At 35.6% G+C, this 23704-nt stretch carries 26 protein-coding genes, 1 tRNA gene, 1 pseudogene and 1 other annotated feature; of the genes and pseudogenes, 7 read left to right on the top strand and 21 right to left on the bottom strand.

The annotated features are described in order from the left end of the window. Nucleotides 1–7: 7 nt before the first annotated feature. The 4 genes from IGI37_RS05145 to IGI37_RS05130 form a co-directional block, all read right to left on the bottom strand. Entirely contained in the window at nt 8–793 is a 786-nt protein-coding gene (locus IGI37_RS05145) for a PTS mannose/fructose/sorbose/N-acetylgalactosamine transporter subunit IIC (RefSeq protein ID WP_438760368.1), read from the bottom strand. A gap of 15 nt (nt 794–808) precedes the next feature. Then, nucleotides 809–1279, bottom strand: a complete 471-nt coding sequence (locus IGI37_RS05140) for a PTS sugar transporter subunit IIB (protein ID WP_438760366.1) — start codon at nt 1277–1279, stop codon at nt 809–811. Beyond that, nucleotides 1276–1695 (bottom strand): PTS sugar transporter subunit IIA, encoded by a 420-nt coding sequence (locus tag IGI37_RS05135; protein ID WP_438760364.1) that lies wholly within the window; start codon nt 1693–1695, stop codon nt 1276–1278. The genes IGI37_RS05140 and IGI37_RS05135 overlap by 4 nt, the downstream gene beginning before the upstream one ends. A gap of 248 nt (nt 1696–1943) precedes the next feature. Next, on the bottom strand, nt 1944–2927 hold the full coding sequence (locus tag IGI37_RS05130) for a sugar isomerase (protein ID WP_438760362.1): 984 nt from the start codon (nt 2925–2927) through the stop codon (nt 1944–1946). Nucleotides 2928–3085: 158 nt separating this feature from the next. On the opposite strand from IGI37_RS05130, the gene IGI37_RS05125 reads away from it, so the two are divergent. Beyond that, nucleotides 3086–3790 (top strand): GntR family transcriptional regulator, encoded by a 705-nt coding sequence (locus tag IGI37_RS05125; protein WP_438760360.1) that lies wholly within the window; start codon nt 3086–3088, stop codon nt 3788–3790. A 412-nt stretch (nt 3791–4202) separates the two neighbouring features. Here the strand turns inward: IGI37_RS05125 and rpmA are convergent, their stop codons facing one another. The 4 genes from rpmA to IGI37_RS05105 form a co-directional block, all read right to left on the bottom strand. Next, nucleotides 4203–4496 (bottom strand): 50S ribosomal protein L27, encoded by a 294-nt coding sequence (gene rpmA, locus IGI37_RS05120; RefSeq protein ID WP_438760358.1) that lies wholly within the window; start codon nt 4494–4496, stop codon nt 4203–4205. A 12-nt stretch (nt 4497–4508) separates the two neighbouring features. After that, nucleotides 4509–4853 carry a ribosomal-processing cysteine protease Prp gene (locus tag IGI37_RS05115; protein WP_438760356.1) on the bottom strand — a complete coding sequence of 115 codons (345 nt, stop codon included), beginning with the start codon at nt 4851–4853 and terminating at the stop codon, nt 4509–4511. A gap of 22 nt (nt 4854–4875) precedes the next feature. Further along, nucleotides 4876–5184, bottom strand: coding sequence for a 50S ribosomal protein L21 (gene rplU, locus IGI37_RS05110; RefSeq protein WP_438760355.1), 309 nt, complete (start codon nt 5182–5184; stop codon nt 4876–4878). A gap of 20 nt (nt 5185–5204) precedes the next feature. Then, nucleotides 5205–5278, bottom strand: a sequence feature (ribosomal protein L21 leader region). Between the two features lie 103 nt (nt 5279–5381). Beyond that, nucleotides 5382–6992, bottom strand: a complete 1611-nt coding sequence (locus IGI37_RS05105) for a SulP family inorganic anion transporter (protein WP_438760354.1) — start codon at nt 6990–6992, stop codon at nt 5382–5384. Between the two features lie 339 nt (nt 6993–7331). Between IGI37_RS05105 and IGI37_RS05100 the strand changes: the two genes are divergently transcribed. Together IGI37_RS05100 and IGI37_RS05095 are read left to right on the top strand one after the other, a co-directional pair. Beyond that, nucleotides 7332–7844 carry a TM2 domain-containing protein gene (locus IGI37_RS05100; protein ID WP_438760353.1) on the top strand — a complete coding sequence of 171 codons (513 nt, stop codon included), beginning with the start codon at nt 7332–7334 and terminating at the stop codon, nt 7842–7844. 314 nt (nt 7845–8158) lie between these two features. Further along, a tRNA-Arg gene (locus tag IGI37_RS05095) sits at nt 8159–8232 on the top strand. A gap of 282 nt (nt 8233–8514) precedes the next feature. Here the strand turns inward: IGI37_RS05095 and IGI37_RS05090 are convergent. The 9 genes and pseudogenes from IGI37_RS05090 to IGI37_RS05050 all read right to left on the bottom strand — a co-directional run. Further along, nucleotides 8515–9015, bottom strand: a pseudogene (locus tag IGI37_RS05090) (histidine phosphatase family protein); the annotation flags it as partial. An 18-nt stretch (nt 9016–9033) separates the two neighbouring features. Then, nucleotides 9034–9156 carry a hypothetical protein gene (locus IGI37_RS05085; protein WP_438760352.1) on the bottom strand — a complete coding sequence of 41 codons (123 nt, stop codon included), beginning with the start codon at nt 9154–9156 and terminating at the stop codon, nt 9034–9036. A gap of 9 nt (nt 9157–9165) precedes the next feature. Continuing rightward, the gene (locus tag IGI37_RS05080) at nt 9166–9735 is read right to left on the bottom strand and encodes a hypothetical protein (RefSeq protein ID WP_438760350.1); all 570 of its coding nucleotides are present in this window, start codon (nt 9733–9735) and stop codon (nt 9166–9168) included. A gap of 884 nt (nt 9736–10619) precedes the next feature. Beyond that, a complete protein-coding gene (locus tag IGI37_RS05075) occupies nt 10620–10892 on the bottom strand; it encodes a hypothetical protein (RefSeq protein ID WP_438760349.1) in 273 nt (90 codons plus the stop codon). A gap of 38 nt (nt 10893–10930) precedes the next feature. Beyond that, nucleotides 10931–11368: a GNAT family N-acetyltransferase gene (locus tag IGI37_RS05070; RefSeq protein WP_438760348.1), complete on the bottom strand. Its 438-nt coding sequence runs from the start codon at nt 11366–11368 to the stop codon at nt 10931–10933. A gap of 418 nt (nt 11369–11786) precedes the next feature. Further along, entirely contained in the window at nt 11787–12251 is a 465-nt protein-coding gene (locus IGI37_RS05065; RefSeq protein ID WP_438760347.1) for a hypothetical protein, read from the bottom strand. After that, nucleotides 12248–12856 (bottom strand): ABC transporter ATP-binding protein, encoded by a 609-nt coding sequence (locus IGI37_RS05060; protein WP_438760346.1) that lies wholly within the window; start codon nt 12854–12856, stop codon nt 12248–12250. Before IGI37_RS05060 ends, IGI37_RS05065 begins: the two co-directional genes overlap by 4 nt. Next, entirely contained in the window at nt 12853–14829 is a 1977-nt protein-coding gene (locus IGI37_RS05055) for a hypothetical protein (protein WP_438760345.1), read from the bottom strand. Before IGI37_RS05055 ends, IGI37_RS05060 begins: the two co-directional genes overlap by 4 nt. An 815-nt stretch (nt 14830–15644) precedes the next feature. Continuing rightward, complete coding sequence (locus IGI37_RS05050) at nt 15645–16964, bottom strand: IS1380 family transposase (protein WP_438760344.1); 1320 nt, start codon at nt 16962–16964, stop codon at nt 15645–15647. A gap of 265 nt (nt 16965–17229) precedes the next feature. On the opposite strand from IGI37_RS05050, the gene IGI37_RS05045 reads away from it, so the two are divergent. The 4 genes from IGI37_RS05045 (at nt 17230) to IGI37_RS05030 (ending at nt 18797) form a co-directional block, all read left to right on the top strand. Further along, entirely contained in the window at nt 17230–17676 is a 447-nt protein-coding gene (locus IGI37_RS05045) for a helix-turn-helix domain-containing protein (RefSeq protein WP_438760343.1), read from the top strand. Then, a complete protein-coding gene (locus IGI37_RS05040) occupies nt 17673–17795 on the top strand; it encodes a helix-turn-helix domain-containing protein (protein WP_438763590.1) in 123 nt (40 codons plus the stop codon). The genes IGI37_RS05045 and IGI37_RS05040 overlap by 4 nt, the downstream gene beginning before the upstream one ends. 176 nt (nt 17796–17971) lie before the next feature. Beyond that, nucleotides 17972–18304, top strand: a complete 333-nt coding sequence (locus IGI37_RS05035) for an IS3 family transposase (RefSeq protein WP_438763589.1) — start codon at nt 17972–17974, stop codon at nt 18302–18304. Then, nucleotides 18273–18797, top strand: coding sequence for an IS3 family transposase (locus IGI37_RS05030; RefSeq protein WP_438760342.1), 525 nt, complete (start codon nt 18273–18275; stop codon nt 18795–18797). Before IGI37_RS05035 ends, IGI37_RS05030 begins: the two co-directional genes overlap by 32 nt. A 183-nt stretch (nt 18798–18980) precedes the next feature. Here IGI37_RS05030 and IGI37_RS05025 read toward each other — a convergent pair whose 3' ends face one another. The 4 genes from IGI37_RS05025 to IGI37_RS05010 form a co-directional block, all read right to left on the bottom strand. Continuing rightward, a complete protein-coding gene (locus IGI37_RS05025) occupies nt 18981–19157 on the bottom strand; it encodes a homing endonuclease associated repeat-containing protein (RefSeq protein ID WP_438763588.1) in 177 nt (58 codons plus the stop codon). 600 nt (nt 19158–19757) lie between these two features. Continuing rightward, nucleotides 19758–20369, bottom strand: a complete 612-nt coding sequence (locus IGI37_RS05020; RefSeq protein WP_438760341.1) for a hypothetical protein — start codon at nt 20367–20369, stop codon at nt 19758–19760. 941 nt (nt 20370–21310) lie between these two features. Then, nucleotides 21311–21478 carry a hypothetical protein gene (locus tag IGI37_RS05015; RefSeq protein WP_438760340.1) on the bottom strand — a complete coding sequence of 56 codons (168 nt, stop codon included), beginning with the start codon at nt 21476–21478 and terminating at the stop codon, nt 21311–21313. 380 nt (nt 21479–21858) lie between these two features. Next, a complete protein-coding gene (locus IGI37_RS05010) occupies nt 21859–23349 on the bottom strand; it encodes an IS1182 family transposase (protein ID WP_438759380.1) in 1491 nt (496 codons plus the stop codon). Nucleotides 23350–23704 lie beyond the last annotated feature (355 nt).

Raw genomic sequence — 23704 nt, 5'->3', positions numbered from 1 at the left:
CTCCTTTTTATAAATCATCCAACGGGTCTGGCTCATGTGTTGGGCCGTTTCCACCGCCACCAGATCTTGCTGCCTCAACTTGATACATGACAAATGCTACGATACACGCAAACAAAGCGACACCCGTGATTCCTAATCCTGAATAAGCTGTAATCAAAAAGCCTAGGAATAAGAAAGCCATCATTTTTTTCGTCAACATCGTTTGAAGTAACAAAGCAAACCCATAAGCCGGCAAAATTTTACTTGCTAGGTTCAAGCCGTTTGTTACCCATTCAGGAATCGCCTCAACAATCGATTTTACTAAATCTGTTCCAAAGTAAATAGCTAAGAAAATCGGTACAAAATACATTAATGAATACAGAATCGTTCCCCAGATAATATGAATCCGTTGCGCCTTTTTGAATTTTCCTTCTCCAATATACAAATCCGCTCGGTGAGTCAAACTGGCTAGTACTGTTCTCATCAAAATCCCTAACAGCTGCCCTAGTACTGCAATCGGAATGGCAATTGTCAAAGCCGTCTCTGCGTTTGAACCAGATAAAATTGCAAAAGCTGTCGCAATAACTGCGCCTAACGTCATATCTGCAGGTACAGCCGCTCCGACTTGAACCACACCTAATGAAATTAACTCAATAGATGCACCTACCAATAATCCCTTCTCCAAATCCCCTAACGCTATCCCGACCATTGTCCCAACGATTAGCGGACGCTCGAAGTTTAAACGTCCCAACAACCGGGAATCCAACATTGCAAATACACCAATCAACCCTAAAACTATCGATTGAACCAACATCTTAAAACCCTCCTTTTAAAGTAATTTATTTAGATCCTCTGATTTAGAGGTTGGTACCTGTTGTATGTATTGACTCATCCCCATTTCTTTCAATTTACGCGCTTCGTTTTGTTCCTCTGCATTTAGAAAAACTGCACTGCCGAATTGTTTGGCCTCACCATTTTTAGGAATCCCACCATAATTAATTTCCTTAATTTTGGCGTACTTTTCGCAAAAGGATAACGTCTCTTTTGTATTCCCAAAAATCATCATTATATTCTCATTTAACTGCTCGACTTTGGGCATCTTTGCTAAGGCTTCATCAACTGTGAACATATTTAACTTAACACCTGTAGGCTTAGCCAAATTTAAAGACATCTTTTTAAACTCATCCGTTGCAGCTTCATGATTAATGACGATAATTCGATTTATCCCCAACGTTTTCGTCCAAGAAAATACCACCTGCCCATGTAATAATCGATAATCAATTCGAACTAGTTTGATCATAAGTCATCTCCTCCAATAGTCATATTTGTCGCTAATAGTTGCTTACAGTCGATTAATCCCTGACGACTTTCCTCAACAATCATTTCCATTTGTTCTGTTGATAACTCAGACGTCTGAGTCGCAATTGAAATAACTAGAGGTAAATTCATGCCCGACAACAAATGGATTTCGGGGTTCATTTGTTGAATCTGTAATAAGTCATTATTGACACTGCCCCCGAAGATATCCGTTAAAAGATATACATTTTGACTTCCAATACGTTCCAATAATTCCTCTACTTGATTTTTTATAGGTTCATCTTCATCTCGGAATGCAGAAACTGCAAAAATATTCCCAGCATCTCCAATAATCATCGAAGCTGTCTGTTTCATTCCTTGTGACAGTTCTCCGTGACTTGCTAAAATAATCTTGTTCATGCGCTATCCTCCTCGTTCAACTTACATCTTTCTATAAAGCAAAATCCATGCCAATTTTTGTAACTATTGATACGTCAACGTTTTTCGCCCTTCACCAACACTTATGAAAAGATTTGTGATAGTGTTGGAAAAGAGTGTTGATTAAAATTCAATTAGATTTACCACAAAAAAAAAACGCTAAAAATCCTCAGAGATTTAAGCCTAGCTCTCTCTCATCTTAGAATCTTTCTAGCGTTTTTTATTGCTGTTTATTTATACGAAGCTTTCCACATATACGTTCGAGTATTGTAATCTTTTTTAATTTGATAAGCCAGCTCTCTCATGAACACATTATTTAAGATTGGCGCAAAAATTAAATGATTAAAATATTCGCTAATCCGTTCATCAAATTGATTAAGCCCAATCTCTTTTGCATCTAGAACAAAAACCTTATGTCCGCCAAACTGTTTCAAAAACCGAGCAGCTCGTTCATCATTAGAACGACTTCTGCCTTGACCCATAAGTAAAAAGACTGAGGTTTCCTCATTAATCACCTCAAAAGGACCATGAAAAAAGTCACAGCTATTCACTGTTGGCGAATCAATTTGTAACATTTCCATCACATTACAAATTGAAAAAATGTAGGCTGCCCCATATGTAGGACCACTTCCCATAATATGAATTGAAGTCGATTCTCGATTTTGCAATCCCCACTTGATAGCTTTCGGACGAATATCAAGAGCTGCTTGTTTGTATACTTGATCAATTTTCTTAAACTCATCTAAAGCTATTGCCATATCAAAATAGCCTTCAACCTCGTTCATCAACAACATTGCTAACCGTAAGCCATATACAGAATTCGTTTTTGAGAAGTCACTCTCATCAATGGCAAGTGATTGATATGCAATCTTATACGTACAAATTTCTGTCAACTTTGATTCATCTACATATAATGCAATTGTTGTCGCACCTAATTTTTTAGCTAATTCTGCCGCTTCAATCGTTTCAGCAGTTCCCCTCATAGAACAAATTACGGCCACAGTATTTTTACCAATAAACTTAGGCGGCGCTTTTACGAACTCATTGCTAGTTATATTTTTTGAGCGAATATGCTTAGCCTCTTGATCTAAAAAATAGTGAGCCGGATAGAAACCACCGTGACTCCCACCTGCAGCAATCCAAACAACTTCTTTTATCCCACCATCTTTCTGTTTTCTCTGACTGATTTCACTAACTATCATCTGACAATCCATTAGATTTCCTCCTAGAAACTTATATTAAAAAACAACACAAGTATAAGACATAGATTCTGAATATGTCAATACAAGTATATAACAAGATTCTAAAAGTGATCCTACTGTTGAATTAAGCAAACTGTTTATTTATAATAGAATATGGATGGTGATAGACTATGGATAAACGTTTAGTGGACACTAACAAACCGCTTTACTTACAAATAAAAGAAACAATTCTTCAGCAAATAGAAAGCCACGAATTACGCGCTGGGGATAAATTACTCTCAGAAGCTCAATTTCAAAAAGAATTTGGCGTCAGTAGAATTACTGTTCGTAAAGCTTTAGATGAACTAGTCAAAGAGGACTACTTGACGCGACTACACGGAAAAGGAACGTTCGTTAAGAGTAATGGTCATCATCAAAAGACACTTTCTTTGACACAACTCTGTTCAGAACAAGGCAAAAAGTTGACCTCAGAAGTTCTCTCTCGCTCATATAGCCCTGTGCCAGAAAGATTTGCACAATATTTTTCTACAAATAAACTGATTCGTGTCGAGCGACTTAGAAAAATCGATGGAGTAGCTATTATGCTTGAACAAACTTTTTTTCCTGAAGCGTTTGACTTTCTACTTACTAGTGATTTAAACGACTCTCTTTATCAAGTTCTCAAAAAAGAAGGAATTCACCCTGAATTTAAAGGAAGAAATCAGGTGGCTATTCATCAATTAACTCATGATCAAGCCAAGCTTTTTAATGTTCAAAGCGGCAACTCAGTCATCCATCACATCGGAACTGTTTATGATTCTGAGAATACTTTGGTTCTTATTTCAGAGGAGCTTGTCCGCGTTGATTTACCCGACTTATTCACCTACTATCTCTAATTCTCTATATTCAGATAGTAACTAAACCCCACCCAATTCTAAATAGAGACGGGTGGGGTTGTTAACTAGATTGGATTCTTATGTAATTTAGCTCATTCATCGCGTATCAGCCAAAAAAAGCACTCGACTATTTTCTATTTGCAACACGTTCACAATTATTTTGGGATGGAAACAAACGAACCGCCTCAATCATCGCAAATAAGCTAATGATTGAGGTGGGTGCTGGTCTGCAAATAATTGAAGAGTCACATCTGCGCCGTTTTAAGAAATTAATGATCGCTTTTTATGAAATAGCAGATAGATCCAAAATAAAAACTTTTCTCTATACCCACTGCGTTTTCGCAAAAAACACTACACTAGCACAAAAAAACACCCAATTCCTTGTCAGACAAAGAATTGGGTGTTCAAATAATTAAGCTTCTTGTGCTACTGGGTAGACAGAGACTTGCTTTTTGTCGCGGCCTTTACGTTCGAAACGTACCACACCGTCAACTTTAGCGAATAAAGTATCATCGCCACCGATTCCCACGTTTACACCTGGGTAGATTTTTGTTCCACGTTGGCGGTAAAGAATTGAACCACCTGAAACAGTTTGTCCATCCGCGCGTTTCGCACCTAATCGTTTAGATTCTGAATCACGTCCGTTGGAAGTAGAACCTCCACCTTTTTTATGGGCGAATAGTTGTAAGTTCATTTTTAATAACATAGTCTGCACCTCCTAGTTTTGAGTGTTTGTATCAATTTGAATATATTCAGTATTCTCTTCTTCCATCGCTTGTAAACCTAACAAAAGGTTTTCCAATAGAATTTGGGCAATATTATTTTGTTCCTGTGTCATTCCTGAAACGACTTCAGCATACAAATAGCCACCATCAATCTCATTCACATCCACAATGGGTTCAAAACCTGCCAAAGCGTCGATTCCGTTAATGGCACTGACTGCTAATGCAGAAACACCTGCACAAACAATATCATTTCCTTCGGTACCTGCTCCCGCATGCCCAGTTAGGGTAAATGAAACAATTTGACCGGAGTCATTTCGTTTAAATGTCCCTTTTATCATTTCCGAGGCCTTCTTTCGCTAATTAAGCGTTGATTGCTTCAATCATAACTTTTGTATATGGTTGACGATGACCTTGTTTACGATGAGAATGTTTTTTAGGTTTGTATTTGAAAGTAACGACTTTCTTTTGTTTGCCGTGTTTTTCAACAGTTCCTTCAACAGTAGCTCCGGCAACAGTTGGAGCGCCTACTTTTGTAGATTCACCACCGACCAAAATTACTTCGTCAAAGACAACTTTTTCACCAGCTTCTACATCTAATTTTTCGATATAGATTGCTTGGCCTACCTCAACTTTGATTTGTTTCCCACCAGTTTTGATAATTGCGTACATGCTATACAGCACCTCCTTATTTTTATACTTAGACTCGCCATCCCAAGTGACATAACTGTTCTTATTAACTTGTTCTGTGCGGTTGTAGCTGTGGAGACCACAATTACAACATTAATATCTTAACAAAATTATGGCCGTGAGTCAATATGAAATTACCCAACTCGAAAGTTTTCAAGCGTTTTTCACAGTTTTACTAACTACTTTAATGAATGAAGGGCGTGTGCAACAGAAAAATGTTGCCCCGGTTTTTCTTCCATGTGCCACAACTGTTCGAGACTTTTCTCAACTTCTGGTTGTAAAGACGTAAAGATGACTTCCTGTTCTCGGCCTTTCGCTGCTTGATAAAAATCGACAAAGGCATCTAAAGCCGTTAAATCTATACTTGGTACGCCACGCATAGAAAAGATGACCCCTTCTTTTTCGCTCAACGAAAGAAAGGCTTGTTGAAGCTTTTCAGTAGACATAAAGAATAACGGTCCACTTATGTATACAACTGCCCAATTCTTTGCAGTATCCGAGTTTGGCAAACCGATTCTTGACCAGTCGACCTCTTCAACGGTGATCGTGATTGCAGCACTTTTACCAACAAAAAAGATACAACCCGCAACGATACCAATAACAATTGCAATGCTCAAGTCAAATACTACTGTACTCATCATCGTAACCGCAAATAAAACTATCCCGGTGACATACTTTTTCTTTACCAAAACTTTAATTGTTTCCCACTCATTCATTCGCCATGCCGTCACAATCAAAACACCTGCCAATGCAGGCATCGGAATTTGAGACATAACCGGTGCTAAAACTAACATCGACAACAATAAAATAAGCGCGTGAACAATCCCTGCTAAACGAGTTTGAGCGCCTGATTTAATAACCACACTCGTCCGTGCAATCGCAGCTGTCGCAGGAATCCCACCAAGAAACGGTAAAATCAAATTCCCAACACCTTGAGCAACTAGCTCTTGATTACTATTTAAAGGTTTTCCTGTCATTCGACCTGCAGAAGCGCCACATAAGAGACTTTCAATCATTCCTAATAATGCAATACTAATAGAAGGAACAAGGACTTCTTTTAGTGAATCCAATTGAATCTCACCTAATACCAAACGCTCATCACCCAATAGTGACGTCGGAATCTTACCAACAGTCGCCACGGGTAGCTGGAACAGCATAGTTGCAGCTGTCGCAAGAATAATTGCCACTAATGACGCTGGAATTCGCTGGTTCCATTTTTTGGGGTAGACAATCATGCCAATTACGACTAACCCACCAATCACCATGGATAATACATGGGGAGAAAAACCAAGCGTTTGGTAACTCGATAACTTTTCGACTACATTATGCCCTTTTGAAGAAACACCAAAAAAATTATCCACTTGACCTAGCGCAATAATAATCGCAATCCCTGACGTAAATCCAGTAATAACAGGCGCTGGAATAAATGAAGTCAGTGCGCCTAGCTTGAACACACCTGCTAAAACCAAAAAAATACCTGCTAAAAAGGTAGCTAATAATATACCTGTCAAGCCACTTGTCGCTGCAATAGACATCAAGATAGCTGCCATTGCCCCAGTCGGTCCTGAGATTTGATAAAAACCTCCTGACAATCCGCCAATCACTACACCAGCAACAATCGCCGTCACCATTCCTGCTGCAGCAGTCGCGCCACTAGAAACACCAAACGCTAAGGCTAATGGCAAAGCAACCGCTGCTACTGTGATCCCTGCCAACAAATCCTTCTGTAATTTTGATAAATTATACCCTGCAAACTCGTTTCTTAATAAAGCTAAAAATTCTTTCCCCAATAGTTATAAAACTCCTTTTCATGAAAAATTCCAATCTCACTTACAAGAGTATCATAAATCAGACAAAACACGAACCCTTTTCACAAGCTTCTTTGTTATTTTTAAATCAACAACTAAAACGACTCACTTGATTTTCATAACAAAGAATACGGCTCTATAACAAGACACGATTTTAAATGTAACGCCCCATTTCAATTAATGGTCGTTTAATAAATCCAAGCTTATAGTACAGCCGCTGAAATTGTCAGAGATTTCTCTGGAAAAATCCTTTTATTCTTGCCTTTTATAAGGTACTATTAAGGTGCTAAACAAATAAACAATGGTTCTTAGGAGAAGAAAATGGCAAAGATAATTAAACTAGACGAAAATGAAGTAGTAATCGCCCAAGACGACAATTCAATCGTCCGTTACCCTTATCATGTGATGGATTTCGAGCCGGGAATTGGTGATTTAGTTGAGATTTTTCCTGAAGGTGATTCTGTAAGTATTTATAAAGCAGATCGGTCAATTCCAAATAATCAAATGAACCATTCGAATCAAACCAAACGATTCGATGAACAAATTCATATTAATATAGTAAATGACCATATCCGTCAACAGCCCACACAACCAATGCATCAACAAAATTATGCAATGAACGGAAAAGTAGTCAGTAAGTGGGCGTATTTTTTTCTAGCTCTCTGTTTAGGATGGTTAGGTATTCATAAATTCTATTCAGGATTTATCTTAAAGGGTGTTCTATATTTACTACTCTTTTGGACGACAGTTCCCTTTTTCATCAGCATGATTACTTGCCTATTCACTTTATTCAAATCAACGGATAGAAATGGCAATATTGTCGTCACTTCATAGAAAACAAAAGCTCTTGGCCTTTTGTTTTCTAAATAGGTTTCTTGATTGTTACATGCAGCCTAGAAATACTTATAAAAATTATCAGTTAATTTCAGTCTTATAAAATAAAACAACTCGGCTCATTTGTGTCGAGTTAGTAAGAACTGTAGCTTCTCGATACGCTTTAAATCGGCTCATATTTCTTATAAAAAATACTTTCCCACAAAATAACAAACTTTTTTCGATTTTGCCTTGAATCTCCACCGCAAATCTGCTAAAATTCAATATGTTGCTGATTTATAACACGCACTACTTAATCACTTCAGTTTTCTACTGTTCTAGTAGCTCAGCTGGATAGAGCATCCGCCTTCTAAGCGGACGGTCGGGGGTTCGAATCCCTCCTAGAACGTCAAAGGAAATTTCACTTCAAACCGCTTGAATTCAGTAATCCAAGCTAAAAAAACTGTTCGCTGATTTAAAAATCGGCAAACAGTTTTTTATTTTCTCGAAAAATCATCAAAACACTTCGTTTTTGCTAACATTTTTGCTAACATTTTCTTCGGAAACCTTTAGCACTATACCTTCATCATGCTAAGCTTGCTAACACATTGATAACACCTTGTTCATCTAATGTTAATATTTTTCTCTCAATTCATTGGGTAATTTTTTTACAATTTGAGCTATCTTTTTATCACTCACTTCTTTTTGTAGAATCATAGTGAGGGAAGTCATACAAAATAACCGATCTATTTCCTTTAGAATCTATCTCTACAATACTAATACTTCCGTTTTTAAATAGTCCATCCTTTCTGACTTCGGATACGCCATATCCTCGGGCGGTCTGTAATAATGTAGTTAACATTACACCATGGCCGACAATTAAATAATTTCCATTACCATTAATCTCTAATTCAGATAAAAGGTTTTCAAATCTTTTAATTAAAGAAAAATAGTCTTCACCATTAAACTTTGATGGAGTATATTTATCAGGATAATTTCTTAAATTAATCACTTCTTTATCAAATTTCAACGGTTCTATCAACTTACCTTCCCATTTTCCAAAATCAATTTCTCTTAAGTTTTCAGAAATGACTAGGTCCATATTACTTCTTATCTTATTAGAAATTAGTATATCTCTAGTTTCAATAGCACGACTTTGTGGACTACAATAGACTTTTGAAAATTGTATTTTGTTTAGATATCTTTTTGTTTAGCGTATATTTTTCTTCCCCTCTGAGTTTAAATTAGATTCAGTAAATCCACCATTAAATGATTCATTCAAATTGTTATCTGCCAAACCATGTCTAACAAAGTATAGCTTGGTCACTGCCATTCTATCTCCTTACTTTTGTTTAATTTGTTCAATCTCTAATTCTATAATCTTACTCAATTCTTGATTTAAAACTTCCTGAGTCTTGTCATTTTCAATTGTATAGTCTGAGATTTTTTTATACTCCAAGGCACCATGTGAAACTTTCAAAATATCTTTTTCATAGGTAAGATTTCTTACTTCTGAAACGTTTTTGCCAGTTTTTATTGATTCCCTAGCTATTCTATTCTCCAGAGTAGCCTCTAAATAAATTATAATAAAATCATTTTTAAGTTTTCTTTTAAAATACTCTCCTAGAAATGGATCATGTAAGCTTTCTATAACTATGAAAGGGTAGTGCCCATATTCTTCGTAGAGTAGGTTTATCATTTTATCTAGGAAAAAATCTGTAAAATCGCTGGGTTTGTCATATAAATATCTGTGAAAATCTTCGAGATTAAGTTCATCTTGAAAATACCTGCTCCTAAATCCCTCAATATATTTCACTATTTTAACTTTTGGTACAAAATACTTTTCGGACAAATATCGTCCTGAGTAACTTTTACCACTTTCACTTAAACCGCCTAGTCCTATAATCTTCATAAAAACCTCCATCTCGACTCGCTCCGCTCATCGAGTCAAATAGTAATGAAAACGATGCGGCTTTTCGTTTCCTTGTCGTCTATTTCCTTATAGGAGAGGTACACTAAAAGACACGTCGGGTGAGTTATAAGAATCCTCTAAGTTTGAACATAATAACTAGTGTAAGGATACATCGTTCAAGCACAGATGACTGAAACTTGAATCCGCACACTAATCATTATTTTAACAAATCCTGTTAGATTGCTAGCCCATACAGTTAATGTCTCTCCTCAACTTTATGACTGTTGGTAATATTGCCATAGATACTGTTGTTTTAGATATGTATGTCACTAGCCCTAAGAAGTCCGTGATTATTTGATTTCTACCAAAAAAATTCGAGCCCGTCTATTGTCTACCTTGCCTTATGGTTGAATGAAGCCTAAGGGGACCAGAATTGATTCAATTAGGAGGTGTAGCTTCACCCCTCTACAAATTAATCACGCCTTATGAACCGGCCATTCTACTGTTAGAAACAATCCCAAGAGTTGGTTGACAATCAGCGATTAAAACTTCACACATGGGTATGTATTATCAAGACTGCATTAATTGAATGCGCCCACTCATCCGTAAAGGTGATTCAGAAAGAAAGTATTATCAAGCAAAGTATCGACGAATTTTCAAACGTTGCGAGAAAAAGCATCAAACATGTGACGAAACTATTGATGACAGAAGGTATTTTACCGAATCGTTGTCTCAAAAAAAGGCAAGGTAATTTCTCTTGAACAGTTAAACAGCACCTACAGTTTTTAAGGTTTATTTGGTATGTCCAAAATCATTTTTTCAGAGATAATTCTTTATAATTTTGTTTTCACACTATAACCTTTCTTTGAAAAAATATTTAGTAGCTACTGACTCACTATAAAACTTTCTTTTTCCATATTTATTACCTCAATCAGAGAAGAAATAACATAATCAAATGTACTATTAAAATCTTTTTCCGATATATCTTCTCCTCTTTTTAATGACTGAGTTAACTTTTCGATAGCAGTATCTTCACAATCATTATATAAATTTGTAAATAGTAGCATTCTCAATAATGTTTTTATCGATACTCTTGTATTTGTTTGTACTTTCTTTTGAGGACGGATTAAGTGATCTACAAAATAATAAAATCGCACATTTCATTCCACAAATTTACGTACAGTACTACTATCTATTACCCCTTACCTATACTTGCTTCTAAATCCTTCTTCAAAAAGAACTCAGTAATATTTCTTTTTTTATGATGCAATTTACCGAAAATTTCATACCCATTTTTTTGATAAAAGCTTGGTGCCTGAAAGTCGAATGTATCGAGATGACACATTTCACAACCATATTCGCACAATTCTTGTTCAAGCAACTTCAAGATATTGGCGCCAATCGCTTGTCCTCTATACTCTTCAGCTACCCATAAAGTATCGATATAACCAATATAATAAAGGGATGAATAAGCGACGCCACCGCCTACTATTTGGCCGTCGATTTTAGCAACAACAGTAAATCGTTTATATTCTTCCTCTTGCTCAACGGTTCTACTTTTCTTATTAAACAAATCTAACTCGGTCTCAATGAACTCCATATCTTCCTCATTGCCAATTTCATAGTTCAACATATAAATCCTCTCCCCTCAACTCATCCAACTCCCGAAACTGAATAACATAATGAATGTGCTTAGTTATGGAATGAACAATTAGCACTCATCTCTATGTTCACTATTCATCTTACCATTATCAGATTTTATCAAGCAACCCATTTAACACACCATTCACTGATAAAGAGTCTTTAATGTTATTTGGCTAGTAGATTCTTCAAAATATTTTGTTCAAAAAAGAGCAAAGAAATTTTATCTTCCTGCTCTTAGAGGCTTTTTTATGAAATGTCAAAAGCGATTGGTTATCTAGTTAGATCATTTTTTCCAATAAATACGTTTTTCGGCAAGTTCACCTACTTCAATATAAACTGAAGCTGTGCCTTGTATTCGCAAAAAAAAGTCTATTTCTCACCGATAGTTGACTCCTTTTTTTATCCATCTATCCCAGCACGTCTTCGCCCCAAATCTTCTTGGCCTCTTTTTCCAAAGAAAGAATCATTTCTTGCTCTTTTTTAGAATAAGTAGAGTCTTTCAAATCTATCTGGCCGTTTTTTACTGATAAGTAACGATCTTGTCTTTTTTGTGGATTAGTTATCGCTACTTGAAAGCCTGTCTCTGTCTTATTATTCACTTTTGGCCAAATAATTAATGCATACTGACTATCCGCTGTTTGAACAGCTAAATTACCAGTTAATGTTCCATAGCTAGGATATTTCACATTTAGTAGAAATCCTGTTTCTGAATCATTAAAATAGTACGAACGATTTTTTTCTAATGTCGTAAATTCTTTTATATAGGGTTCGAATCGACTTCTAAAATGAAAAAACAAAAGTGTATAACTAATTGCCACAACACATAATAAAGCGATAAAAGTGATGCTGATAACCTTGACTCTCTTTCTCATAGCTCAATAATCCTTTCCACTTTTTCTTTGATAGTTTCATCATGTGTGACTAAGATGACTGTTTTCCCCATTCGTTGTAGCTTAAAAAGAAGAGCTAAAACAATTTCCCCATTCCGCTTATCTAGCGATCCTGTAGGTTCATCTGCTAATACAACCGTACATTTTTTGATTAATAACCTTGCCAAAGCTACTCTTTGTTGCTCTCCGCCTGATAATTTATACACTTTCGTATCTATTTTATTTAATAGCCCCACCTCTTCCAATGCTTCGTTAATTGATAGTTCCGAACGATATCTCTTTTTTATCAACTCTAAATTTTTTCGAACCGTCTTATTCTCAATTAAGACATAATTCTGAAACAGAAAGCCAATTTCTGTAGCAAATAGTTTTGCTCGGTTTCTCTTCTGGGAAATATCCAAGGCATGAACCCTGACTTTTCCACTATCATAAGATTCCAACCCACCTAAAATATTTAATAAAGTTGTCTTCCCGCTACCGCTGACGCCAGAAAATACAACGAATTCTCCTCGCTCAATCGTTAGGTTCATATTTTCAAATAAGGTCTGGCCTTCAAATGATTTTGTCAAATGCTCGATTGTGATCATAAAATCCCGCCTTTCAGGACTTGTACTCTATTTCGTTTTGCATATTTTTTACATAAATAAATGATAAATCCCTCTTCAACGACGATAAATACGCCAACCAAAATTAACGAAATCCCGCTCACTTTTGCATGAAATAGCGGTAACGTGTAATAGGTGATAACTAGAGATACGGCCCCTGTAATCACAGGTAATAATAAAGAAACCCAATATCTTTCAAAGAAACTGTAGCCTAAAAGTTCTTTCAATATATATTCCTGTGCTCGAACTTTTTGTTCTAAAACAACTAAAAATAGCATCATTGAAAACTCCATAAAAGCTGTAATGAACAAAATAATCCCACCTAAAAATAGTGTCCGCTTCTTGACCGTCCACTCTTGTAAGAACCATTGATAGACTCCCATAGCATAACTATTTTTTTCATCTATGGCTTGGCTATTTCTTTTTATAAATTGCTGCCACTCTTCTTCATCCATCCGAAAAAGACTGCTTCGAAGTAACGTACTGGATTCCACCAGAGTGTTCGGAATTGTAGCATCCATATTAACGAGGACAACAGGATTACGAGTATACTCAGAAACAATTGACCCAGTCGTCAAAATATTCAGTAAGCTCACATCACCTTTATAGTACTGGATAGTTATTTTTGCTGTTTGATTTCTATAAACATAATCGACACTTCCCTGGATATCAGCTATCTCATTCATGAGCGTTTCTGGTACAAGTAAATAAAAGCCCGATTTTTTTTCCTCTTCAACAATAGGAAACTTATTTTTTACCAATTCAAAAGCCTTGTTATTTGCATAGAGAATCTCTGTCGATTGATTATAATCACTTAATTTAGTCAAACTAAACATTTTTTCTTTTGCATATTCTTGTAAAAACAGATTATCCAACGAAGCTTGTGCCTTTTGAATTTTATTAAAATCTAAATTTTTTGATGCCGACTCTGACGTATTATCAATATATTTCATAATGCCACTTGGATTTATTCTGACAAACATCTGATTCCTTCTAGCCTCATAAAAACCTTTTTGAGAATAAAATTGAAGCCCGTCATTTATAAGTGGCGCTGTACTTGCTATCACAATGAGAAAAAAACAGAGCGATCCAAATTTGTATAGATAACTCAGTCTCAATAAAGTCCCCACTGAGTAATTACTGTGAATATCTTTTTTGATATCAACCTTGAATAAAATAAAGTATAACAAAGTATTGATGAATAAAAATAACGCGAAACTAACACTCGCTGTTTTTAAATAAAAAGTTGAATAAGTAAAATAATGGCTGAATAAATAGGTCAGAGCAAAAAGTGGGATATAGACACTCAAATCTGTCTGAATCCCACTATAGACGATGGAAGATAACGATTCCCCTTGAATAACTCGCAATAAAATTTCTTTTTTGATTAAAACAATTTTATAGATAGACAACAGTAAAATAAATGACAGGGAGAGTCCCCAGCAAAGAGCAATATTTAACGCTGATTGGTTAGACTCACCAGACTTTCTAGGGAAACTCCCCGCATATTTATTTACTAAACTTTTCTTAAATTGAATCATATCCTTTTCATTTCCAACTAATTGAAACGTCGATAGATTCGCATTTTCTGGTATACTTTCAAATTTTTTATTCACTATTTTCAATTTTCCAAGAAATAAACTATCGAACTCACCCGCTTGAAAGTGATTCGCTTGTCCAAGTTTTTCAAATGTCTCCTGATCAGTATATACAGTCAACACTTCATTAAAGGTCGTTCGTGTTTCTCTGTTGACCACGAAAACTTCCAGAGAATTCATCTTTGCCTCATTTTCAATCTCTTTATACATTTCTTTTTCATCGTTCGCTTGCGCATAAAAAGTCGCATAATAGTAAGCGCTATCAAATTTGTTCGCATTCCAAACAAATAGCTCACCTGCTAGAAAAAAACAAACTAGAAATAAAAATCCCGAAACTGAGAAACAAATCGTCTTCATGATCTTCTCCTATCTTGAGGTTGAATCGGCCAACTATCTTGCAACTCAAAACCCAACTCGATGAGGTAGATTGACAGGACTCTGTTTTATAATCATTGAATTACTGTAAATTAGCTTTCTTTCAAAAAGAAACTATCGGACTTATTATATTCTTATAGTTCCTTATTTTCAATGATGTTTCCTTTATAATTACTGATAATATCAATAATAGCTTGAACTAGAATGGAGAAACAGCGTAGGCATAGATTTTTATGAGTTGGGTAATAGAATTAAAAAACAAAAAAAATTGGCTGAGCGAGTGACATTTTCCGTACAATAGAGAGCAACCGAACAATAAACTGTATAAAGACGTTTATAGTACGTACGAATGAATTAGGCATTTTCGCTGATTATTTCCTTCAAGACTATATTTAGGTAGACAACTGACAAATTTAATTTCGTAGAGAAGAATTTATCAAAAGGATTGGACTGGTTTAAACGGCTTATCGATTCCTAAAAAAATTATCCCAGGTAATCGCCTAGATAAGTCAAGGACACGTTATCAGTTGCTTAGTCCATAGCTAGTCAGGGCTCTATTTTTTCCAGCAAGATTAGATGCAGCAACTAGCAAATTAGTACCTGAATTATTCATACTTTTAAAAAAATAACGAAGAAAACCTTAAAACCAAATTTTAGAGAACTTGGCACCTAATTTTGAATCTATTCAGAAGAAAAATTGGATTCAAAACTTAATTCTGCCTTCATTTCTTGGGTTTCACTTAAAAAAGGGCACACTAGCCCCTTGGTAGCACTAAAAAATTTTTTTAAGGTCTATGTCAGTTTTTTGTAGGATAAAGCTGTAAGCCTTGTATTTTTTCAAGAACCTGCCAATAAAACACATCAAATACATTCGTGCTAGAAAGTTGAATAAACGTTCGCCTTGCATGAGAGACCACACGAGCTGCGATATGAAATAGACGGAAACGAATCGTACAGATGCTAAGCTTCTTTTGAGTTTCAGGAAAGACCAGTTGTTTCATACACTGCATTAAATTGTAAGCAACACTGCTTAAAAGCATCCGAAATGCATTCGCTGTAAACGATGTACTGTCCGTTTTATCGAAGAAAAAACCGTTTTTGATTTCTTTGATTAAATTTCCCATGGCACCACGGTTTTGATACATGGGGAAAATTTGTTTTGGAGATAACTCTATTAGATTGGTTACGAGAAATGCATGAGAAAACAGAAATTCTCCAGCGTTTCGAGTCGATTTGATCACCACGCGATAGGGATGTACCCAAGTATTCGGGCAATAGTTCTCTAACGTAAACCACTGGACTTCTTCTTTGGTGAAATCAGTCTCATCACTGTATAAGACAAGTTGTTCAGCGATTTTTTGCAGTTTTCGATTGGCTTTTAGTCGAATGATGAATTTGGCATGGTGTGTTTCACAAACTTGATAGACTTCAGGTTTGGCAAATCCACTGTCTCCTCGAACAATCAGTTCTAACTCCTTTTCCTGATAACGCTGAAGGATAGGCGCTAGAAAATCTTCGGCACCTTTTGAAGTATAGTCGCACCCTGCACGCAATTCAGCACCTAATAATGCGCCAGAAATGAGGTCAAAAGCTAATAGAGGATGATAGCCAGTGGTTTTATAATGGCCATTGTAAGTTGATTCTTCTTGTTTTCCATAAGTATCACAGTGCGTAGAATCGATGTCCAAAATCATTTGTCTTTGATTCGTTTGCTCGATTAAAAATGCACCGAGAGTTTGTGCTAAATGGTGTACGCCAGGCAGTTCTTCTTGACTGACCCCATTGATAAAACGAGATAACGTTGGCTGAGAGGCACAAAGCTTATCCAGTGCAAGTTGAAAAACAGGATCCTCTTTTAATGTGTTAGCCGCTTCATCTTTCTGATATCCGGCAATCAGTTGAAGGACCAATTGCGTAAATTGGTTCTTTAGCTGATGGGTACAATATTTCCTATTGTCTTGAAAAGCGACTGTTTCTTGTAAAAAATGGTCAAATTGGATTTTTTTCATAAATTCTTTCACAAGTAAAATGCCGCCATCTGAGGAAAGCCGACCACCATCGTTAGAAATTTCCAGTTTGGGATTGAATAAAAGGGATTGTTGTTGTAATGTAGACATGAAGAGCACACTCCTTGTTTTTGTTGGTTTTTGTCAACTTTACAATAACATAAAGTGTGCTCTTTTTGTGCACCTATTGGGTGAAATGAAAGAAATCTCAAACCTTTTGAGGTTCTTAGAGTCTTGAAACTTTCTAATGATTTTATGAATAATTCAGGTAGTACCAAATTTTTTAAAAATAAAAAGAGACCTTCTCAGCTTTCTGCTATGCTGCCCCTATACAGGACACTGAAATATAAATAGTCCAGTATGGGGGTATTTTATTATGTCTAAAATTAGGATTAAGTTAGAACCAGAAGAACGTGTGGGAATAATTGAAAGATATTTGAACAATGAAATCAGTTGTTTAGAAGCAGCGAAAGAAGCTAATGTTGATCCAAGTACGATAGCTAGGTGGACAATGCTTTACGAAAATGAAGGACCCACAGCCTTATTCGCAACACAGAAGAATAGCCATTATCCAGTAGCGCTAAAATTATCTGCTGTCACAGATTATCTTAATGGCGAAGGTAGTCTCAATGAACTAGCCAAAAAGTACAAGCTCAGAAATCAATCGCAACTATTAGATTGGATAAAGGTATATAATACTCATGGAACCTTCAAATCAGAAAGTGGTGGAAGTTACATGAGAAAAGGTAGAAAAACCTCTGTAGAAGAACGTTTAGCCATCGTTTTAGACTGTCTAACAGAAAATAAAAACTATGCGCTATAGCATTAAAATATCAAGTCTCCTATCAACAAGTTAGAAATTGGGTCAAAAAATATGAAGCAAAAGATACAGCGGGTTTAGAAAATCGTAGAGGGCGACGGATTGGGACACAACCTATCTGAACACACGAAGAAGCGTTGCGATACCGTCTCGCGCAAGCAGAAAGCAGAAACCACCAACTCCAAATGGAAAACGACCTGTTAAAAAAACTAAAGTCATTAGAAAGGGAGTGGGAATAGGCTTTACCCGACATTCATTTGAGTATGAAGCCATCAAAAAAAACTATCCGATACAGTCAATGTGTCGTTTCTTGCACGTCTCTCGTTCTGCTTATTACAAGTGGTTAAAGTACCCAATCAGCCCAAGAGAATTTCTAAACACAGAACTCGCACAAGAAATTAGAAAAACCTATGAAAACCATCCGGATATGGGCTATCGCAGGATTGCCGATACAGTGAACAAGCAATATCGGCACAAGTTTAACGACAAGCGGTTTCTACGAATCTGTCGAGCTTTAAGAATTCAATCCACTATCAAACACTGGGCAAATAGTATCACTCGAAGAAGCAAGCGCCCTTATCACATGGCAAAAAAACTATTTGAATCGTGCCTTTCATGTCGAAAAGCCTAATGAGAAATGGGTGACAGATGTCTCCGAATTTAAGTATTACATAGGCAAGGAAGTTCATAAAATTTATCTCAGCGCTATTCTTGATTTGTATGCTCGACGCATTGTGTCCTTTGTTATTAGTGACCGTAACGATAATTCTTTAGTTATGAACACATTTCATCAAGCAGTTAAATCGGAACCAAAAGCACACCCATTGATGCATAGTGACCGAGGATTTCAATATACGAGTAGACAATTTTGTAATCGCTTAAAAAACGCAGGGATGAAGCAGAGCATGTCCCGTGTGTCACATTGTATCGATAATGGACCCATGGAAGGATTCTGGGGCATGATGAAGCGAGAAAAATATTATGGTCATAAATTTGTAAGTCGTGAAAACTGGGTACAAATGATTTCTGAATATATGGATTACTGCAACAACCGTAGACTACAACGAGAACTGTCCGTTATGACACCGATGGATTACCATCAACACTATCTAGAAATAGCCTAATCTTCCTGTTTGTTTCGTGACTGAAGTGGGTTCTGCTTCGTTCATGAAACAAGTAGGCAAGTTAATCGGTAGCGCGACTAGTAATTATAGAGAATAGCAAAAAAGTCTGCCAAAAAATGACAGACAATTATTAAAAAAATTATTATTTTTCACTGTCCACTTGACGGGAAGCACACCATTTATCTAAAAGTCTTCATTCTTCTTTTTTACAATACCTTTTGATTCTCTAAGCGCAAATCCTGCCGTTTCAATTAACTGATCCCATATCCCAAACTGACGAATAGCCGTGCTTGACCAACGAAACTGTTTAGCTGTAGGCGGCTCCCCATGAGTTTTCTCAAACAATTGAACGGCCTCTATAAAAAAAGTCTTATTTATATTGTTTCGGTGGACCAGTTTTTCTTCTTTTCAATCCTGCTTCTTTCAATAAATTGTTCCAGCTACCAAACTCATTGTTAGTCAATCAAAATATCGTAAAACCCGCATATTTCCCTACCTCTAAACTCATCTGACGTGCCGGCATTAACATCTAAAACACTCCTTCCAAATGTCTATTATGATACTAAATAGCTATCTAACGGGCCATTATGTAAAAAAAGAGAAACATCAGTTTTCCAATCGTTGTTTCTCTTTCATGTTTATAAAGCAGGTAGAGACTTTTTCAGCAGACTCAAATCTCAGCTTTATTTTTTATGTGTGAATTTATAAATTTTCTTAGAGTTAAGCTTAGAATTTATTCTTTGGCCAACTAAATATCTAAATTATGATGATTCCGGCTTTTGGTTTCAAATTCAGCCCAATCTACATTTGATAATTCATCCTATAATTATCGATTTCAAGTTTGATTTAATTCTCTATAACTTACATTAGTACAGAATACTGTTAAAGCATCACATCATTTATATTTAAAATCACAAATAAAACCATAAAAATATCAGAAGTTAATGACCGGGATTGCAACTATCTTTTATCCCATAATAATTTTTTAAATTTGTCTTTTGCTCGTTGAATCTTCTTCCTCGAAGAATTACAATAGTTATTTTCACTAAAAAGCATTAAACTAATTTCTTTCCCAGAGTATCCTAAAAGTAATAATAAAACAATATCATGCTGTTCAATAGATATTTTTTTTAATTCTTGTAACGATTGTTTCAAAAAAAGACTATTATCATCATCGATTCGATTTTTATCACATATTTCAAACTGACTTAGGTCTATCCATTGAGTCGCTACATAACTAGTTTCGGTCATATTATTATTCTTGTAGCTTTTCTTGTATAGACGAATTGTTTCAATTTCGGCATACTGTATTCTTCTGATAATAACGTTTTTTAATGTAGATGTATCTATTATTCTAAAATCTTCAATAGATTCCCAAAGTCTATAATAAAAATTACTGTAAAAATCTTCAAAATTTATCCATATTCCCGAGTTATTCGACTTGGACAACGCATTATTAGCACACTTTTTTAAATATGATTGAAAATATAATAGTATTTCTGTTAAATCTTCGGAACTACTAGTCTCATAATAAATATCAACAAGTTTTTCTGCTTTTTTCCAACAAAACATTCAAAATACCTCCTTTTAAAATAAAAGTAGAAAGTATTTTTAAAATGTGACATTGAAAAATGGAAAAATTAAAAAAAATGTTAAACAACAGGAATATTGCTTACAGGTCCGAAGTAGTCTCCCGTGTGCTACGCCGATTTTATACGTTCGGATACGTAATCGTAAGGAGAAATTCCCACAAATTAGTTATCCTTTTTTCAAAAAATCCTTTGTAGTATACCGATTACGGGTGTTTACAAAATAATGCTTTAAGTAAATCTCACAAGCTATCTAAAAGACGGAGCAACCTATAAGCCGTGTGTGAAATTTTCTATAATTAAATAAATTTCTCTAAATAAACTTTTTTAGCATACCCTGTATATTCTCAATAAATGTCATTTTACAATCAAGCCTTTAGTGGACGAATCGATTAAAAACTCGGATTCACACTAATCCTTTTTTCGATGACTATATATATTTGGTAATAAAAAAATAGAATCAAAAAATAAATCCCACTATTTTTATAGCACTTCTTACCTACAAAAGTTTGTTTAACCAAAAGTCTATCTAGCTATATTAATCATATATAGTTTCTGTTAACAAATGAACATTCAAGATGTATCCCTCAGAAGTGCAATTTCTTATTTTCATGGGGAAATCTCAACTTATCATTTATTGGCGGATAATTTCAGCTGTACTGAATACTGATTATTCTTGTGCGTGGGCAACAGGCCAGTTGGTCCATCGTTTTCATAAATCGTAAGCCATCTATTGATGGTAGTTGTTGAAGCGCTGCCTTCTCTCGCCGCTTCTGAGAGACTTATTTCATGGCTTAGATAACTCTCTATTATCCTCGAACGTTCTCTGGCCTCTAACTTCATCGAACTTTTAAGCATAATAAATCCCCCATACTGGACTTATTATATTCAGTGTCCTGTATGGGGGTAGCATATAAATTTCAACTAGTTTTTTACATGAAACTTCTTATTAAATGCCACCAACAATTCAAAAATTGCATATAGTACGATAGAAAAGAGTAAAAGGTATACCAATACTCCACCAATATACAAACTTAAAAATGCAGCGAATGCGATAAGCCCCATAAGAAACCTTCTAACTGTCGTAACCATTTTTTTCTCTCCTTTCCCACTTCCTAAATTCAAACTGCAACTATCAATAAATTACTATTTTTAAAGCCCCTATTATGAATCATGATTTTCGTTGTTCTTCTTAATTTTACTATACGCGAACAATTTTTTTTTATCAATAGATTACCCTTATGATATAAACTAAACATTCAGATGAATCTGCAAAGAATCTAATAGCAGCTTATAACCTAATTGTTATTTCAATAAACTGACCAAATAAATTAGGTGCTATCTATTAAAAAAAGATTCGACTACTTGCGAGGCTGCTGAAAAACACTCACAAAAAAACAGTGGAATTCTTCAAAAAAAAAGAATTTCACTGTTTTTTGTGTATTTTCATAATAATAAAGGGAATCTACCCTCTATTTCCCCGTATTTTCCTTTTCTAACTTGATAATTCGTTTCATATTAGCTAAAAACAGCGTACTCGCCCCTTGGATGGTCATCCCTAATAGACCACAGCTTTGTGCGGTTCCATAATTGTATCGACCTTTCAACTCCGCATTCTTAGCCTCTATTTTATACCGCTCTTTATAAAGCTCTTTAAATTCTTCGGTTTCCATATAATCCATATGAGCGATATGTGTATCTGACTTTATTTTTACTGAGAAAGTTTTTGTTTTCGCTCCATCAGTATAACAACCCTCGCGAAACGGACATCTTTTGCATTTTTCCACGTCAAAGAAATAGGCCTCTACACGCGAGTCTACTCCCTTTTTATCGCATTTACTTCCTGACTTTCTCTTTTTAATTGCCATGTGTCCTGCTAGGCAAACATACATTTCTGCATCTTTATTGTACGCGAATTTATCCTTGTTTTTTCCATTCCCATGAGTGACTGACTTACTTAACTTCGATACTAGTTTCATTCCGTTTGCTTTTGCGTAATTCAAATTATCCGTCTCTGAATACGCACCATCTCCAATAATTGCCTTGACTTCAATCCCTGCATGTTGGCTTTTTTCGACGAGTGTCTTCATTTCTTTGCCGTCAGGTTTTTCGCCACTGGTAATCGTCGCGGCTGTAACGATTCGTTCAGGAGTTAAAGCAAGGTGTGTTTTGTAGCCAAAAAAAGCGGTGTCCGCCGTCTTATGCCCAACTTTTGCCTCTTGATCTTTAGAAAATTCAAACGCTCCCTCTGTTTCTTCGATGCCTTCTTTTAAGTAATTCATTCGCTCCATCACGGCTGTGCAGTTATCAAAACCACCCTCTGTTTCAATCACTTTTATCACTTCATTTGCATAGTGGAGGGTGTCTTCAAGGATCCCCGTATGTTCCTTTTTCTTTGGCATTTTTTCTTTCATTTGAGGGGCAACAGCATACACGGCTTTTCTTACTTCTTTCGCTCGTTTGATAATTTCTTCTCTTGGCGAAACGTGTTGGAACATGGCATTCGAGTGGGTAGAATCTTGAATTAATTTATTTTCCACTTCAATTACGCCTTTGTCCAAGGCGATTTCGACAGTTTTTGTGAGAAGTAAGTCCAATAGATTCGTATTTTTCAAGCGTAGGTGACGGAACTTAGAAAGTAAGCTAGGAGCCATAAATTCAGTTTCTTCTGGTTCATATTCTAGGAAGTATTTCATTTGCATATCCGTACGTAAACGAGCAATCAAATCGCGGTCTGATAGCTTATACGAGGTTTTTAATAAGATTAGTTTAAAGAGGAGAATGGGGCATTCAGCTGGCCGACCAGCTGTTTCTGAATAATTTTGTTTTACTTCAGCATAAATAAAAGAAAAATCAACCGTTTCATTGATTTGTCTCCAAAAATTATCCTTTTCAATCAAAATATCATATAAACCTGAATACATGCCTACTTCTAAGCTCGTTTGACGTCCCTTATCTAGCATTTAAAACACTCCTTCCACTTCTTCTATTATACCAATAAATGGCTATACAATGGGTTTTTTATACAAAAAAAAAGAAAAATAGACGTTTTCTCAACCACTATTTTTCTTTATTTTTGTAAAATTGTCAGAGACTTTTTCAGCAGCCTCACTACTTGCTCAATATTTTTCATTCTGAGTGTTGAAAATATCTCTGCGTCAATAAATATCACTTTATTTCTATATGGTATATCAATGTAGAAACATGGTGATGGCAGGACTATTAAGTCGAAATCAGAAAAATCAGAATTTCTAATAGTAAAGGTAGTATTATATACATCAATAAAGTTAACAGTTAAATGATCCATTAGTTTCTTTT

The organism is Enterococcus sp. AZ194, assembly GCF_051713825.1.
In the GTDB taxonomy this organism is placed as follows: Bacteria; Bacillota; Bacilli; order Lactobacillales; family Enterococcaceae; genus Enterococcus_K.
This window is presented reverse-complemented; position numbering and strand designations above follow the sequence as displayed.

What these genes read in the sequence shown, in the direction of transcription:
- IGI37_RS05050 (WP_438760344.1), bottom strand. Translation starts at nt 16,964, where the DNA reads ATGTCTACATTACAACAACAATCCCTTTTATTCAATCCCAAACTGGAA.
- IGI37_RS05045 (WP_438760343.1), top strand. Translation starts at nt 17,230, where the DNA reads ATGTCTAAAATTAGGATTAAGTTAGAACCAGAAGAACGTGTGGGAATA.
- IGI37_RS05100 (WP_438760353.1), top strand. Translation starts at nt 7,332, where the DNA reads ATGGCAAAGATAATTAAACTAGACGAAAATGAAGTAGTAATCGCCCAA.
- IGI37_RS05130 (WP_438760362.1), bottom strand. Translation starts at nt 2,927, where the DNA reads ATGGATTGTCAGATGATAGTTAGTGAAATCAGTCAGAGAAAACAGAAA.
- IGI37_RS05145 (WP_438760368.1), bottom strand. Translation starts at nt 793, where the DNA reads ATGTTGGTTCAATCGATAGTTTTAGGGTTGATTGGTGTATTTGCAATG.
- IGI37_RS05080 (WP_438760350.1), bottom strand. Translation starts at nt 9,735, where the DNA reads ATGAAGATTATAGGACTAGGCGGTTTAAGTGAAAGTGGTAAAAGTTAC.
- IGI37_RS05055 (WP_438760345.1), bottom strand. Translation starts at nt 14,829, where the DNA reads ATGAAGACGATTTGTTTCTCAGTTTCGGGATTTTTATTTCTAGTTTGT.
- IGI37_RS05115 (WP_438760356.1), bottom strand. Translation starts at nt 4,853, where the DNA reads ATGATAAAAGGGACATTTAAACGAAATGACTCCGGTCAAATTGTTTCA.
- IGI37_RS05085 (WP_438760352.1), bottom strand. Translation starts at nt 9,156, where the DNA reads ATGGCAGTGACCAAGCTATACTTTGTTAGACATGGTTTGGCAGATAAC.
- IGI37_RS05035 (WP_438763589.1), top strand. Translation starts at nt 17,972, where the DNA reads ATGTGTCGTTTCTTGCACGTCTCTCGTTCTGCTTATTACAAGTGGTTA.
- IGI37_RS05135 (WP_438760364.1), bottom strand. Translation starts at nt 1,695, where the DNA reads ATGAACAAGATTATTTTAGCAAGTCACGGAGAACTGTCACAAGGAATG.
- IGI37_RS05065 (WP_438760347.1), bottom strand. Translation starts at nt 12,251, where the DNA reads ATGAGAAAGAGAGTCAAGGTTATCAGCATCACTTTTATCGCTTTATTA.
- rplU (WP_438760355.1), bottom strand. Translation starts at nt 5,184, where the DNA reads ATGTACGCAATTATCAAAACTGGTGGGAAACAAATCAAAGTTGAGGTA.
- IGI37_RS05015 (WP_438760340.1), bottom strand. Translation starts at nt 21,478, where the DNA reads ATGGTTACGACAGTTAGAAGGTTTCTTATGGGGCTTATCGCATTCGCT.
- IGI37_RS05020 (WP_438760341.1), bottom strand. Translation starts at nt 20,369, where the DNA reads ATGTTTTGTTGGAAAAAAGCAGAAAAACTTGTTGATATTTATTATGAG.
- IGI37_RS05125 (WP_438760360.1), top strand. Translation starts at nt 3,086, where the DNA reads ATGGATAAACGTTTAGTGGACACTAACAAACCGCTTTACTTACAAATA.
- IGI37_RS05140 (WP_438760366.1), bottom strand. Translation starts at nt 1,279, where the DNA reads ATGATCAAACTAGTTCGAATTGATTATCGATTATTACATGGGCAGGTG.
- IGI37_RS05010 (WP_438759380.1), bottom strand. Translation starts at nt 23,349, where the DNA reads ATGCTAGATAAGGGACGTCAAACGAGCTTAGAAGTAGGCATGTATTCA.
- IGI37_RS05060 (WP_438760346.1), bottom strand. Translation starts at nt 12,856, where the DNA reads ATGATCACAATCGAGCATTTGACAAAATCATTTGAAGGCCAGACCTTA.
- rpmA (WP_438760358.1), bottom strand. Translation starts at nt 4,496, where the DNA reads ATGTTATTAAAAATGAACTTACAACTATTCGCCCATAAAAAAGGTGGA.
- IGI37_RS05070 (WP_438760348.1), bottom strand. Translation starts at nt 11,368, where the DNA reads ATGTTGAACTATGAAATTGGCAATGAGGAAGATATGGAGTTCATTGAG.